This window comes from Neorhizobium sp. P1_A6 (genome assembly GCF_056406795.1).
Genome location: NZ_JBFTZM010000004.1, coordinates 130,904 through 145,245, shown reverse-complemented (window position 1 = coordinate 145,245; position 14,342 = coordinate 130,904). Strand labels below are relative to the sequence as shown.

The window sequence follows — 14,342 nt, the reverse complement described above, 5'->3', positions numbered from 1 at the left end:
TCAAGTCTCCTTTTCGACGATAATAGCGACGGGGCCGCCGCCGGGTGGTCCCTGATGCTCGGCGCCGCCCGAGACGTAGAGGTCGGTGATGCCGAAAACGCCCGCGAGAACGCCGCCGACGAAAGCGCGGGCGTGGCGCGTGCCGGAAATGTCGGAATCGTCCAGCATCGTATGGCGCTTGTCGCCGATCTTGCCGGAAGGGTCCGGCTCGGCCTTGGCGAGAACCGCAGCAAGCCGGCTGTTTTCCGGCAAGCGTTCATGCGCCCGGCGGACTGAACGTGCGTCGATCGCGTTTTCCATGACGGCATGATCAATCGCGAACGGGCCGGACCACCGGGAGCTCATGCCGAGCACAATGATCTCGTGGTCGATGAGTTCGACACCGGCCGATGTCGAGGCGCAATTCGAGAAGAGGTCAAAACGGATACCGATATCGGCATCGGCGATTTCCGCTTCGTCGACCTCGCCGAGCGCCACAGCGACGCCGAGCGCGGAGGCGCCGCGCGACAGGCCCATCGACTTCAGCGTGTCGCGGGTCGCCACCGTGGCGCCCGCGGCCTCCGCCTCGGAGATTCGGCGCGACGTCAGCAGCGGGCATTTGATCTGGACGAAATGCACATCCGCCGGGTCGTCGATACCGGCATCCCGCATCGCCGCCCTGACCCCGTCGGCGACGAGCAGAACCTGTTGCCGGCGTCCGAGATGATGGGTGGGCAGAACGGGTGTGCGGGAGGCACCGATTGCGAGCGCTCGTTCGCCGGGCGCTTCCACAGTTTCGCGGGTGAAGATCGTCCAGTGCGGCGAAAGCGCGCCTTCGGTTCCACCCGACATGACGGTCGAAACCCCATCGACACCATGCCTGTGAAACAGGTCCTCGAAGCTGCGGGTCGCGTATCCACGGCTGAAATCGTTGACGCAGCCGTTGCCTTCGGTCTTGCCGAGCACCGCCACGACGTTCTTCGCCGCAAGGCCGCCCGCAAACAGCGCCTCGACGCCGGCGACATCGTCCGGGCCGTCGGCGGGTATGCGATAAACGTGGGCGCGCAGCGAAGGCATCAGGGCAGGGCCTTCACGAGTGCTTCGGAATTGGAAACGGCGCCGAAGACGCCGCCTTGCATCTTGACCATCTTGATGGCGGCGAGGTGGTTGCCGTAGTCGGTGGCGCCGCAGCAGTCTTCGAGCATCAGGCATTCGAAGCCACGGTCGTTCGCCTCGCGCATCGTCGTCGAGACGCAGACATCGGTGGTGATGCCGGTCAGCACGATGTTTTGGATGCGCTTCTGGTTGAGGATGAGTTCCAGATCGGTGGCGCAGAAGGAACCCTTGCCCGGCTTGTCGATGATGACTTCACCTTCGATCGGATAGAGCTCCGGGATGATGTCCCAACCGGGCTCGCCGCGCGTGAGGATGCGGCCGCAGGGGCCGGGATCGCCGATGCCGGCGCCGATGCGTTGCGAGCGCCAGCGCTTGTTGGCGGGCAGGTCGGCGAGGTCGGGCCTGTGGCCTTCGCGGGTGTGGATGATGTGGTAGCCTTTTGCGCGCATGGCGGCGAGGACACGCTTGATCGGTTCGATCGGCGCCTGCACCAGGGCTAAGTCGTAACCCATGTGGTCGACATAACCGCCCTTGCCGCAGAAATCGGTCTGCATGTCGATGATGATGAGGGCGGTATTTTCGGGTCTGAGATCGCCGTTATAGGGCCAGGAATAGGGATCGGCGTCGATATAGCTGAGTGTCTGGCCAGCCAGCGCGGCGGGGGAAAGGCTGTTCATCGGGTCTCTCCAATTCGGTTTGCGGCCTATTTCGTCAGCGACAGCGCACCCGGCGCACCGGCGAGCGAGCGTGTGGGCGAGGAGGTGGCGATCAGGATGATGAGGGTGAGCACGTAGGGTGCCGCGTAGAACAGGTAATAGCCTTGCGTGACGCCGACCGATTGCAGGGCAGGCCCAAGCGCGCCGGCGCCGCCGAAGAGGAGCGCGGCAAGGAAGCAGCCGATCGGGTTCCAGCGGGCGAAGATCACCAGCGCTACGGCCATCAACCCTTGCCCGGAGGAAATGCCTTCGTTCCAGGAGCCGGGATAATAGAGCGACAGATAGGCGCCGCCGATCGCGGCCAGCGATCCACCGGCCGCGGTTGCGAGAAGCCGGACGCGGTCCGGGCTGATGCCCATGGCGCGGGCCGCATCGGTGCTGTCGCCGACGACGCGCAGGATGAGCCCGATACGGGTGTTCTTGAACGCCCAGAACAGGAACAAGGCCAGCGCCGCCCCGATGAAGAACAGCACGTTGATGTTGAGCGCCGCCTGCACTTGCGGCACGGCCGACCAGGTTCCGAGCGGGATGGAGGGCAGTTTCGGCGCCACCGGCTGGATGAAGGACTTGCCGAGGAAAAAGGCGAGGCCCAGGCCGAACTGCATCATCGCGATGCCGATGGCGATGTCGTTGACCTTGGGCCATTTGCAGATCCAGCCGTGGATCGTGCCGAACAGGGCGCCGGTCGCCATCGCCGCCAGCACGCCCAAGGTCGGCGAGCCGGTCATCACCGCCACCGCATAAGCCGTCATGGCGCCGAAGACGAGCGTGCCTTCGAGCCCGAGATTGATGCGGCCGGAGCGTTCGGTGATCGTCTCTCCGAGCGAAACGAAGATGAACGGGGTGGAGACGCGGATGGCGCCTGCGAAGATCGCCAGCGGCACGCCCCAGAGGCCGATACCTGTGTCGTCCATCAGAGGCTCCTTTTCCAGAGGTCGGGATTGAAGATCTTGAAGCGGCCGTAAAAGGTCTCGCAGAAGAGGATGACGATGAACAGCGTGCCCTGCAGCACGAGCACGGTCGCATCCGGCAGGCCCATGCGCCGCTGGATCAGGCCGCCCGATGCGGCGATGCCGCCGAGCAGGATGGCGACCGGGATGATCGCCAGCGGATTGTGGCGTGCCAGGAAGGCGACGAGGATGCCGGTGTAACCGTAGCCGGCGGCGAGCGAGGCGTTGGCGCTGCCCTGCACCGCCGCGACCTCGATCATGCCGGCGAGGCCGGCGAAACCGCCGGCAATGGCGGTGAAACCGACGATCAGCTTGCCGACCGGAAGGCCCTGGATCTGCGCGGCGCGGACATTGCCGCCGGCGATGCGGGCGGCGAAGCCGAAGCTGGTGATCTCGATCAGCACCCAGGAGAGGATGCAGGCGACGACGCCGATGACGAGACCCCAGTGGACATCCATGCCGGGGATCTGGCCGAGCATGTATTCCTTCGGCAGAGGTTTGGTGGAGGGCTTGTTCAAACTGGCCGGATCGCGCAGCAGCCCTTCGACGAACTGGTTCATCAGGGCAATCGCGATATAGGCGAGAAGCAGCGAGGAGATCGTCTCGTTGACGCCGCGATAGTGGCGCAGGAAACCGGCAAAGCCGATCCAGATACCGCCAACGACCATGGCGGCGACACCCATGAAGACGAAGAGCATGATCGGCGGCACCACGCCGACGAAGGGCATGGCGCTGGCCGCCGCCGCGACGCCGCCGAGCACGACCGCGCCCTCGGCGCCGATGATGACGAGGCCAAGCCTTGCCGGCAGAGCGACGCAGAGCGCGGTCAGCAGCAGGGGGGCAGCGCGGGAAAGGCTGTTCTGGATCGAGAACCAGCTTCCGAAACCGCCCGTGTACATGAGCTGGAAAAGGGTGACCGGCGACTTGCCGATCGCCAGGATGAAGAGGGAGAAAAGCGCCAGGCCGATCAGGATCGCCACGAGCCCGATCGCCACGGGTTCAGCCCGTCGCGCCAGCCATTCGAGGAGGGGGCGCAGCGAAGCTCCGCTCCCCGTTGCTATCGATAATCCCGAATCGTTCGCTTCGACCGTCATGGCGCTTCTCCTTCACCTCGAGATCAGGACGTGGACCCGACGACGCCCTCGACCAGGTAACCCATGCTCTCGAGTTCGATCGCATCCTCGGCAAACGACTTGCCGGCGGTGACGACGATATTGCCCTTGTTATCCTTGATCGGGCCCTTGAAGACCGAGAACTTGCCGGTCATGATTTCGGCAAGCGTCGCCTCGAACTTCTTGCGACCCTCGGCAGAGACGGCCGGTCCGAGCGGGCTCATCTTGACGAAGCCGTCCTTCAGGCCGCCGCGGACGAAATTGCCGAGCTTGCCGCCGCTCTGGGCCGCCTTGATGAAGTTGGTATAGACATTGCCCCAGGCCCATTCGGCGCCGGTCAAGTATTTATCCTTGGCAAGCGCGCTCTGGTCCGCATGGTAACCGCAGACGAAGGCGCCGCGACGGGCGGCGGTCTCGACGACCACCTTCGGGCTGTCCACATGGCAGGTGATGACGTCGGCGCCCTGGTCGACCAGCGCGTTGGTGGCTTCGGCCTCCTTGACGGCGAGCGACCATTCACCGGTGAAGATCACCTGGCAGGTGATCGTCGGATCGACCGAGCGGGCGCCGAGCAGGAAGGAATTGATGTTCTGGACCACCTGCGGGATGGGTTTCGCGGCAACAAAACCGATCTTCTTGCTCTTGGTCGCGTAAGCCGCGGCAATGCCGTTCAGATATTGGCCCTGGCCGATATAGCCGAAATAGGAGCCGGTATTCATCGGGTTCTTGCCCTCCTGCCAGAGGCCGCCGCAATGGCGGAACTGCATCTTCGGATATTTCGCAGCCATGGCCAGCATGTGGGGGTCGAAATAACCGAAGGAGGTCGGGAAGAGCAGGGTGGCGCCGTCGAGGTTGATCATCGACTCCATGGTCTTCTGGACATCGACGGTTTCCGGAACGTTTTCCTCTTCGACCAGCGTGATGCCCGGCATCTTCTTGATGACGGCCGCACCCTCGGCATGCGCCTGGTTGTAGCCATAGTCGTCCTTCGGGCCGACATAGATGAAGCCGACGGTGAGCGCGGTCTGCGCCATGGCCTGCGAGCCGAGCAGGCCGGGCACGGTGCCGGCGGCCAGGCCGGCAGCGGAAGCCTGGAGGAAATTGCGGCGGTTCATGGGAAGGAGTTTGGTCATCGGCATGCTCCTTGCGGCTCTGGGCCGGTTTCGAACGGGTACAGTAAAGTGCATGCAATGTGCGTGCCAGAACTCAAGCTATTGGTATAGAAAAGAAATTTTACACAACGAAAACTCTGCAATGAAAAGTGCATACAGATTCATCGCATTTTCGCTTAAGAAATAATCAATAGTTATTATTTGCTCAGCAATCCGCCGGAGGAGCAATACGGCAATCGCCGGTGGTGCCTTCCCGACATCGGAAAGCTGAAAGTTACCGTGACGTTGGCGGCGTTATTTGACTTATCGAGTCCGGAACGGCATCTGTATGCAAATTGTAAGGTCAAGTAGAATCGTCCCGTGAAGCAGGTCAGGCGCAGAGAAGTCATCCGTACCGGAACCACCGTCGAGCAGATGGTGCGGGCGATTGCCGACATGATCGTCACCGGCGCCCTCCTGCCGGGCGAGAAGCTCGACGAGATCTCGCTCGCCTCCCGTTTCGAGGTTTCTCGCACGCCGGTGCGCGAGGCGCTGCGCGAACTCGGCGCCATGGGGCTTGTCGGTCGCGAGCCGAACCGCAGCGCCGTCGTCACCAACGTGACCGGGACCTATCTGCATTCGATGTTCGAGGCGATGGCCGAGCTTGAAGGTATTTGCGCCCGGTTATCCGCGGAGCGGATGACGGTGGAAGAGCGGCGCGCATTGGAGCTCGAACATCGCGGTTCGATGCGGCTGGTCCATACCGGTGCCGAAGAAGAGTATGCGGCGCACAATACCGAATTCCACACAAGGCTTTATCGCGGCGCCCATAACGACCATGTCTTCGAGATGGTAACCCAGACGCGGGCCAGGCTCGCACCCTTTCGCCGCGCACAGTTCCGCCTGCCGGGGCGTCTTGCGAAATCCTACGAGGAGCACGATCAGATCGTCACCGCGATCATCCGTGCCGATACGGTCGCGGCAGGGCAGGCGGCCTATTCGCATGTGGCGATCGTCAGTGACGCCAGCGCGGTGTTTGCGACGGCTGGGGAGTAGGCGGGCGGTCAACACCGCAGCCTCCTTTTTTCAAGCACTTTTGGCCGCACGGATGAAAATCCGGCGGTTCCGTTTGGGCGGGAATGGGGCAGGCGGGGTATTTCGGGGTATTGGGTATTCAGGCTTTCCGCCTGCCCCGGCCGTTTTGCGTTTCCGGGGATTGTCAGGCCCCTTGAACCGCTTCCTCGACCGTCACCGGAAACCGGACCTTGCGAGCCGGATGATGCGGCCGGTTCGCGAACCCGGTTTCCCATCCGATGACCGGGGGATTATGCGAGCGATTGCGGAGGCGGAGACGGACGGGGAAGCGAAAGCGGCTAAGTGTTTGAAAGCTCGACCGCTAAATTTTCCGATAGGCCAAAAATGTCCCCGCTTAGGCGTCGTTCCTTTCGGAAGTCACCAATCCGCCGAACGCGCCGAGACAAACACCTGCGGTTCGTAGGCAAAATCCTTGTCGAAGGGATAGGTCGGCTTCAGCTTGCGGTGGCGTTCCAGGCGCTCGACGAACTGGTCGACGACGCCCCGTGACAGGGCCATCAGGTTCGGGTTGGCGATCGGGGCCAATTCTGGGGAGAGATAGCCGGACTTCACGACGATGATCTTGGCGCTGTTCGGGTCGAGGCCAAGGCGGGTGAAGTCGGCGATATAGTGGTAGGGACGGCGCTTGGCCGAGAGGACCAGTTCGATGCCGTCGATGGCGACGACCGCCTGGCGATCGGCAAGGTCTGCCGTGTCGTGCAGGAACTGGACCTTGACCTTCGCCTTGACTGGCTTGCTGCCGATCGTGTCGAGCGTTGCGCCGATCGAGAGATTGAGTTCGGCACCGACGCCGGCCGCGTAGCAGGCTTCGGTCGCCGCCTTGTCGGCGATGCCGGCGAAGACGACGCCGGTGGCCTTCTTTTCGATCAGGTCAGCCAGTACTTCGGCGCGGTCACCGACACCGCCGCCGGTCGGATTGTCGCCGGATTCGGCGAGCACGACCGGTGCGGTCTTGGCGGCGATCGCCTTGTCGACGCATTCCTCGATCGAGCCCGTCTCGCAGCCGAACACGAATTTTTCACGCGCATCCCAATAGGCCTTGGCAACGCGCTTGGCTTCCCGCTCCAGCACGGCGCGGTCGGTGCCGGTCATGATCGCGGCGGCGGTGCCGCGCGGTTCGTCGGCCCAGACGTAACCGACCATCAGCGAGGCGTCCCAGACGCCGTCGATCGCATCGATCTCCGGCATCATCTCGTAAAGGCTTTTTGCCGGTTCGTCGACGGTCGAGGTGCGTTCGCCGGGCAGCACGACCGGGATCGGCGCCCAGAGCAGCACCGGCTTGACGCCGGTCTTCAGGCTTTCGACCAGCATTTTTACCGAGCGACGCATCGTCTCCTCGACATCGATATGCGGTGCGGTGCGGTAGGTGGAATACATGTCGAGCGCATCGATGATCCGCTGGCTGACATTGCCGTGCAGGTCGTAGCTGGCCGAGATCGTGCAATCCGGGCCAACGAGGTCGCGGGCGGCGGTAATCCAGTCGCCCTCGGCGTCCTCCATGCCCTGAACATACATGGCGCCGTGCATGGCAAGGTAAAGGCCGTCGAGCGGCAGCATCGGTTTCAGCCGGTCGAGGAATTCGGCCTTGAAGCGTTCGTAGGTGGAGCGGGAAACCGGGCCGCCGGCAATGGCGCGGCAATGGATGGTCGGCAGAAATTCGGCGCCGTAATCCTTGAGGAAGGCGAAATAGGGCGCTGCCGTCAGGTCATCGCCGCGCACGATGCGAAAATCCTTTTCCTCGTTGAGAACCGGATTGTAGGTGCTGCATTCGATATGGATGCCGCCGACAGCAATACGCATGGAAAAACCTCAGTTGGAGTTGGGGCCGATCAGGAAATTATGGGCTGCGATACTGGCAGCGCCCCGCGCCCAGACATCGCCATCGACACGCTTGATGCGGATCGGCGTCTGGCCGGCGTAACGCGGCAGCACGTTGGTTTCGATCGCCTGGTTGACCACCGTGCCGAACAGGCCGTCGAACGAGCCTTCGACATGGGTGATCAGGATCAGGCCGGGGTCGTTGATCTGGATGAGGTTGGCGATCGAAAGCCCAAGCGCCGAGCCGGCGCGGTGCAGGATGCGGATCGCGGCGGCATTGCCGGTCGATGCCTCGTATTCGATATCCGACAGCGAGGTGCATTCGAGCCCCTCGGCGCGTGACATTTCCTTGATCGCCTTCATCGAGGAGACGGTGTCGAGGCAGCCGCGCTTGCCGCAGCGGCAGGGGGAACCGCTGGGCTCGATGGTGCAATGAGCGATTTCGCCGGCGCCGCCGTGATTGCCGCGATAGAGCTTGCCGTCGATGAAATGGGCGCAGCCGATGCCATCGCCGAGTGAGACGACGCTGAAACTCTGGATCTCGCGGGCGCTGCCGAACAATTTTTCGCTGACCGCGACCGCCTTTGCGTCGTTCTCGATAAAGGTCTCGACGCCGGAGCGCTCGCGGATAATTTTTGCCAGCGGCACGTCCTGCCAGCCGAGCAGGGTGGACTGCACGCAATTGGCCTGGGATTCGTCGACGAAGCCGGACAGGGCGACGCCGATGCCGGAAAGCTTTTCCCGGGCGTCCGGATGGGCTTCGAGAAGGCTCGGCAGGCCCTCGGTGATCGCCTGCGCAATCACATGCGGATCGCGTGACAGCGGCATCGACTGGCGGGCAATGATCTTGCCGTTGAGGTCGCTGAGGATCATCGGCGCCGGATCTTCGAGCAGCGAGATGCCGACGAAGAAGGCGCATTCCGGATGCAGGTCGAGCCGGACCGATGGGCGGCCCTGGCCGTAAACCGTCTCCGTCTCGTGCAGCACCCCGAGGTCGATCAGGTCGCGGGCAATGCCGCTCATTGCCGCTTTGCTCAGGCCCAGCAGGTTCGCCATCTCGGTCCGGCTGAGCGGACCGGACTCGCTGATGACGCGCACAAGCTGGCGCTGGGAAGAGGTGAGCAAAGCGTTCAAGGCAGCTGTTTTCTGTTTGTGAAGGTGGGTTGACACTAAGTTCAGAAAATGAACAAATCAACGCCAATAAATTATAAAAATGATCTAAGGCGGCAATGACCGCCCTCGTGTCAACAAAACCAAGGGTGAACGACCATGACCATGTTCTTGAAAAGTCGCCATTTCGCGCTCGCCTGTGCGGTTGCGGGCAGCCTCGTGTTTCCGATTGCGGCGAGTGCCGCGACGCTCAACGTGATGCAGACCGAAGCGCCACGCTCCATGGATCCGGGCGACCAGACCGCGACCTATACCGCAGCCCTGCTCGACCCGATGTACGAAGGCCTCGTCAAGCGCGATCCCGATCTGTCGCTGAAGCCTGCGCTTGCCACGGAATGGTCGGCCGACGCTTCCGGTCTGGTCTGGACCTTCAAGCTGCGTCCGGGCGTCAAGTTCCATGACGGCACGGCTTTCGATGCCGATGCCGTCGTCAAGAATTTCGCCCGTCACCTCGATACCAAGCGCGGGCTTGCCGCCAGCGGCCGGTTGCGCACCTTTCTCGAAGGCGTCACCGCCGTCGATCCGATGACCGTCCAGTTCAAGCTGAAGACACAGTATCCGGCTTTCCTCGCGCTGCTCACGACCGGCCCCTGCCTGATGGTCAGCCCGACCGCCGATGCGGCCGGCACGATCGGCTCCAAGGCCGCCGTCGGCACCGGTCCCTACAAGCTGCAGGAATACAAGTCCGGCGAATATGTGCTGCAGGCCAAGAATTCCGATTGGTGGGGCGGCGCGCCGAAGGGCGAGGACCAGATCAAGTGGACCTGGACCGGTGAGCCTTCGGTCATGAACATGGCCCTGCAGACGGGCGATGCCGACGTCATCAATCCGTTCCCGGCCGCCTTTGCTGCACAGGTCAAGGCAAACCCCGAGATGAAGCTCTCGACGACCGACGGGTCGGCCGTGTTCTGGGTCTCGCTCAATACCAAGCTGAAGCCGCTCGACGACGTTCGCGTCCGCCAGGCGCTGAACTATGCGACCGACCGCGAGGGCCTCGTCAAGGCATTCATGAACGGTTATGCGACGCCGGCCAACTCGCCGCTTGCCCCGGTCACTCCCGGTTATGACAAGACGCTCAATCCCTATCCGTACAATGTCGAGAAGGCCAAGCAGCTCCTGAAGGAGGCCGGTTATCCGGACGGTTTTGCCATGTCGACCATCGTCCAGGAGCAGGAAGCCCGTATCGGCGAACTGCTACAGGCGATGTGGGCCAAGGCCGGCGTCAAGCTGGACGTGCGCAAGATGGAAGGCGGCGTCTGGTCGAAGGCGGCTTTCCAGGATCCGGCCGGCAAGGAGAAGGACAATATCGGTTCATCGATCGCTTCGTGGTCGTCCGGCGTCAACGGCGCCGACCTGCAGTTCCGCCCGCTCTACTACACGAAGAGCGCGTCGCCCGCTGGCGCCAACCTCGGCTTCTTCACTGACACCAAGCTCGACGAACTGATCGACAAAGCGGCTTCGACGCTCGACGAAAAGGCCCGCAACGCGATCTATGTCGATGCCCAGAGACAAGTGAACGACCAGGCTCCGCATGTTCTGCTCTATACCAAGCAGGACCTGTTTGCGACGCGCGCCGGCGTCAAGGGTGCCTGGGTCATCCCGGGCGGCCTGATCGTCGTCAAGGATGCCAAGAAGTAATATGAAAACACGGCGGATGGAGAATTCCGTCCGCCGTTTCCTTTTATGAAACATGGGGCCGGGAAACCGGGCTCCAGGACAGGCGCATGAAAGCCTATATCCTCAAGAAATTGCTGGCTCTGCCGCTGATCCTGGTCGGCGTATCGCTGCTGGTCTTCGTGGCGATCCGCGTGCTGCCGGGCGATCCGGCCCGGCTGATGGCCGGACCCGAGGCGACGCAGGAGGCGGTCGACAACATGACCGTCCGGCTCGGCCTCGACCGCAGCCTGCCGGCGCAATATGCCTCGTTTGCCTATGGGGCGGTGAGGGGCGATCTCGGTACGTCTATCAAGTCCAAACTGCCGGTCGTCGCCGAAATCGGCGAACGCCTGCCGTTCACCATCGGGCTGGCGATCACCGCCTATCTGATTGCCATCGGCATCGGCGTGCCGGCCGGGATGATCGCGGCGATCTACCGGCACGGCTGGCCCGACCAGTTCGTCATGATTCTTGCGATTGCCGGCGCCTCGATCGCTAATTTCTGGCTGGCGCTGATGGCGATGAATACGTTTTCCGTCCATCTCGGTTGGCTGCCGCTGCTCGGTGCCAGCTCTTGGAAAAGCTTCATCCTGCCGTCGATCACGCTTGCCGTGCTGCCGACGGCCGTCATCGCCCGCATGACCCGCTCCAGCATGATCGAGGTGATGAGCCAGGACTATATCCGCACCGCCTATGCCAAGGGCGTCCTGCCGAGGAACATCTACTGGAGCCATGCGCTGCGCAATGCGCTGCTGCCGATCATCACCATTGTCGGCTTGAATTTCGGCAGCCTGATGGGCGGCGCTGTCGTGACCGAATCCGTCTTCAACTGGCCGGGTATCGGACGTTTTCTCGTCGATGCGGTGCGCTACCGCGATTATCCGGTCATCCAGGGCGTGACGCTGGTTGCTGTCACCGGCGTGGTGATGATGAATTTTCTCGCCGAGCTGCTGATCGCCGTCCTCAACCCGAAGATAAGGTTCGACTGATGGCGTCTGTTGACACCGATATCCTACAGCGCCGGCCGGCGCTTCTGCGGGGACTTCGCTGGATGGCGGCGCATCGCAGCATCACGCTCGGTGGCCTGCTGATCGGCATCATCGTTCTTGCGGCTGTCTTCGCGCCGCTGATTGCACCTGCCGACCCTTATATGCAGGACCTGCTGGCGACCATGGAGCCGCCGTCGCTGGCGCATCCGTTCGGAACCGACGACAATGGCCGCGACATTTTTGCCCGCGTCATTTTCGGGGCGCGCATCTCATTGCTTGAAGTGGTCCTGGCCGTCGGCCTTGCCGTGCTGGTCGGCGTGCCGCTCGGCATCCTGTCGGGCATGAGCGGCCGTTATGTCGACCAGGCGATCATGTGGACGATGGATATCCTGTTTGCCTTTCCGGGCATCGTGCTCGCCATCCTGATCGTCAGCGTGCTCGGCAGCAGCCTGATCAACCTTCTGATCGCCATTGCCATTTTCTCCGTGCCGGTCTACGCCCGCCTCAGCCGAAACCTGACGCTCGGCCTGAAGGGCATGGACTATGTCGAAGCCGCCGTCTCGCTCGGCATCTCGCGTCGCCGCATCATGAGCCATTATATCCTGCGCAATGCGATCGGGCCGATCATCGTGCAGTCGACGCTGACCGCCGGCACGGTCATCCTGTCGGCCGCAAGCCTGTCGTTCCTCGGCCTCGGCGCCCAGCCGCCGCTTCCCGAGTGGGGCGCGATGATGAGCGACGGCCGCAACTATCTCGGCCTCAACATCTGGATGTCGCTGTTTCCGGGGCTGGCGATCATGATCACCGTGCTCGGCTTCAACATTCTCGGCGATGGCCTGCGCGACCTGCTGGATCCGCGCAAATGAGCATTGCCGCCACACCCCGCACGACAGGCCCGGTCGGGCCGGCAAAGCCGGTCTTCTGCGTCGATATCGGCGGGTCGTTCATGAAATTCGCGGTCTCGCCCGCACCCGGCGCGCTGGTACCGCTCGACAAGGTGGCGACGCCGGCCGCGAATTGGGACGATCTTGCAGTCTCTCTCTCGGGGCTCATCGAGCGTAATGCGCAGGCGGGTGATCCGGCTTCGCCATTGGCGCTGTCGATCGCCGGTCTTATCGATCCGCGTGACGGGGTAGCGACCTCGGCCAATATTCCCTGCATCACCGGACGGCGGATTGGCAACGAGCTTTCGGCGATCCTCGGGCGGCCGGTTCTGGCTGCCAATGACGCGGACTGCCTGACGCTTGCCGAAGCCAACGAGGGTGTTGGACGTGGTCATTCGGTGGTTTTCTGCGCCATCATGGGGACCGGCATCGGTGGAGGGCTTGCGATCGACGGACGGCTGGTGCGTGGTGCTGGCGGCGTCACCGGTGAATGGGGCCATGGCCCGATCCTCAACACCAGTGTCGAACTCGATGGCGAGACGCTGCATATTCCGCGTTTTTCCTGCGGCTGCGGCCAGTCCGGCTGCGTCGACACGATCGGCGGGGCGCGCGGCATCGAGCGGCTGCATCATTTCCTGCATGGCTGCGAGGAGACGAGTTATCGGATCCTCGAAGACTGGCAGGCGGACGAGGCGAGGGCAGCTAGGACCGTTGCCGTTTATCTCGAACTGATCGCCGATCCGCTGGCGCTGTCGGTCAATGTCACCGGCGCCTCGATCGTGCCGGTCGGGGGTGGGCTTGCCTCGGTCACGCCGCTCATCGATGCGCTGGACCGGGCGGTGCGCAAGCGTATCCTCAACCGCTTCGATCATCCGCTGGTGACACCGGCGCTCCGTCAGGAGGATGGCGGGCTGGTCGGCGCGGCCGTGCTTGGCCATCAGAGTGCCGTTCAAGGTCACTAGAGTACCTTTCAGGGGCGCCTGCTGTTACGAGAGTGCCAGTCATCAAGGAGACTGATCCTGTCCATCCTGCTCGAAGTCTGCGTCGATAGTCCCGAAGGTCTGGCGGCCGCCATCGCCGGCGGCGCTGATCGCATCGAACTCTGCGCCGCACTCGATGTCGGCGGACTGACGCCGCCGCCCGGCATGATCGCGCTTGCCGCCAAGGCGCCGATCCCGGTCTATGCGATCATCCGGCCCCGCGCCGGCAGGTTCGTCTACGACGCCGACAACGAGGTGGCGATGATGGCCGATATCGATGGGGTGCGGGCGGCGGGTCTTGCGGGTGTCGTGATCGGCGCAAGCCGCCCGGACATGACGCTCGACATGGCCTTGCTCAAGCGGCTGATGACGCATGCGCAAGGGTTGGGCGTAACGCTTCACCGCGCCTTCGATCTGGTGCCCGATCCGTTCGAAGCGCTGGAGCAGGCGATCGATCTCGGTGTCGAGCGTGTCCTGACATCTGGCCTCAAAGTCAGTGGCCCTGACGGGGTCGAGATGTTGAAGGTGCTTGTCGAGCGGGCGGGAGACGGGGTGTCGATCATGCCCGGCGGCGGCGTCAATCTGTCAACCGTCGGACGGGTGGTGCGCGAAACCGGCGTGCACGAGGTCCACAGCTCTTGCCGGCGGCCTGTCGAAAGCACGGATGAGCGCGCCATTGCCTTCGGTTTCCAGGCGCCTGTTTCCCATGAGACGAGCAGCGAGATCGTCCGGAAGATGCGCGATTTGCTCGATGAATTGGAAGTGGCGCGGGACTGATGCTCAGGT

At 63.2% G+C, this 14,342-nt stretch carries 13 protein-coding genes; 6 read left to right on the top strand and 7 right to left on the bottom strand.

Annotation, left to right across the window (positions count from 1 at the left end):
* Genes atzD through AC1D3C_RS10105 form a run of 5 tightly spaced genes read right to left on the bottom strand, consistent with a single transcriptional unit; the run spans position 1 to position 5,006 of the window.
* Positions 1–1,056: a cyanuric acid amidohydrolase gene (gene atzD / locus AC1D3C_RS10125; protein WP_477482776.1), complete on the bottom strand. Its 1,056-nt coding sequence runs from the start codon at positions 1,054–1,056 to the stop codon at positions 1–3.
* On the bottom strand, positions 1,056–1,772 hold the full coding sequence (biuH, locus tag AC1D3C_RS10120; RefSeq protein ID WP_293409714.1) for a biuret amidohydrolase: 717 nt from the start codon (positions 1,770–1,772) through the stop codon (positions 1,056–1,058). The genes atzD and biuH overlap by 1 nt, the downstream gene beginning before the upstream one ends.
* A 26-nt stretch (positions 1,773–1,798) precedes the next feature.
* A complete protein-coding gene (locus AC1D3C_RS10115) occupies positions 1,799–2,725 on the bottom strand; it encodes an ABC transporter permease (protein ID WP_477482775.1) in 927 nt (308 codons plus the stop codon).
* Entirely contained in the window at positions 2,725–3,855 is a 1,131-nt protein-coding gene (locus AC1D3C_RS10110; RefSeq protein WP_477482774.1) for an ABC transporter permease, read from the bottom strand. Before AC1D3C_RS10110 ends, AC1D3C_RS10115 begins: the two co-directional genes overlap by 1 nt.
* 23 nt (positions 3,856–3,878) lie before the next feature.
* Positions 3,879–5,006: a BMP family ABC transporter substrate-binding protein gene (locus AC1D3C_RS10105; RefSeq protein WP_477482773.1), complete on the bottom strand. Its 1,128-nt coding sequence runs from the start codon at positions 5,004–5,006 to the stop codon at positions 3,879–3,881.
* A 339-nt stretch (positions 5,007–5,345) separates the two neighbouring features.
* On the opposite strand from AC1D3C_RS10105, the gene AC1D3C_RS10100 reads away from it, so the two are divergent.
* Positions 5,346–6,020, top strand: a complete 675-nt coding sequence (locus AC1D3C_RS10100; protein ID WP_477482772.1) for a GntR family transcriptional regulator — start codon at positions 5,346–5,348, stop codon at positions 6,018–6,020.
* 396 nt (positions 6,021–6,416) lie between these two features.
* Here the strand turns inward: AC1D3C_RS10100 and AC1D3C_RS10095 are convergent, their stop codons facing one another.
* Both AC1D3C_RS10095 and AC1D3C_RS10090 read right to left on the bottom strand, forming a co-directional pair.
* The gene (locus AC1D3C_RS10095; protein ID WP_477482771.1) at positions 6,417–7,859 is read right to left on the bottom strand and encodes a M81 family metallopeptidase; all 1,443 of its coding nucleotides are present in this window, start codon (positions 7,857–7,859) and stop codon (positions 6,417–6,419) included.
* Between the two features lie 9 nt (positions 7,860–7,868).
* Positions 7,869–9,011, bottom strand: a complete 1,143-nt coding sequence (locus AC1D3C_RS10090; protein WP_477482770.1) for an ROK family protein — start codon at positions 9,009–9,011, stop codon at positions 7,869–7,871.
* Positions 9,012–9,146: 135 nt separating this feature from the next.
* On the opposite strand from AC1D3C_RS10090, the gene AC1D3C_RS10085 reads away from it, so the two are divergent.
* From AC1D3C_RS10085 to AC1D3C_RS10065, 5 genes are all read left to right on the top strand, one after another.
* Positions 9,147–10,685: an ABC transporter substrate-binding protein gene (locus tag AC1D3C_RS10085; RefSeq protein WP_477482769.1), complete on the top strand. Its 1,539-nt coding sequence runs from the start codon at positions 9,147–9,149 to the stop codon at positions 10,683–10,685.
* An 86-nt stretch (positions 10,686–10,771) separates the two neighbouring features.
* Positions 10,772–11,692: an ABC transporter permease gene (locus AC1D3C_RS10080; RefSeq protein WP_477482768.1), complete on the top strand. Its 921-nt coding sequence runs from the start codon at positions 10,772–10,774 to the stop codon at positions 11,690–11,692.
* Complete coding sequence (locus AC1D3C_RS10075) at positions 11,692–12,558, top strand: ABC transporter permease (protein ID WP_477482767.1); 867 nt, start codon at positions 11,692–11,694, stop codon at positions 12,556–12,558. Before AC1D3C_RS10080 ends, AC1D3C_RS10075 begins: the two co-directional genes overlap by 1 nt.
* Positions 12,555–13,538 carry an ROK family protein gene (locus tag AC1D3C_RS10070; protein WP_477482766.1) on the top strand — a complete coding sequence of 328 codons (984 nt, stop codon included), beginning with the start codon at positions 12,555–12,557 and terminating at the stop codon, positions 13,536–13,538. Before AC1D3C_RS10075 ends, AC1D3C_RS10070 begins: the two co-directional genes overlap by 4 nt.
* Positions 13,539–13,595: 57 nt before the next feature.
* Positions 13,596–14,333: a copper homeostasis protein CutC gene (locus AC1D3C_RS10065; protein ID WP_477483007.1), complete on the top strand. Its 738-nt coding sequence runs from the start codon at positions 13,596–13,598 to the stop codon at positions 14,331–14,333.
* The last annotated feature ends 9 nt before the right edge of the window (positions 14,334–14,342 follow it).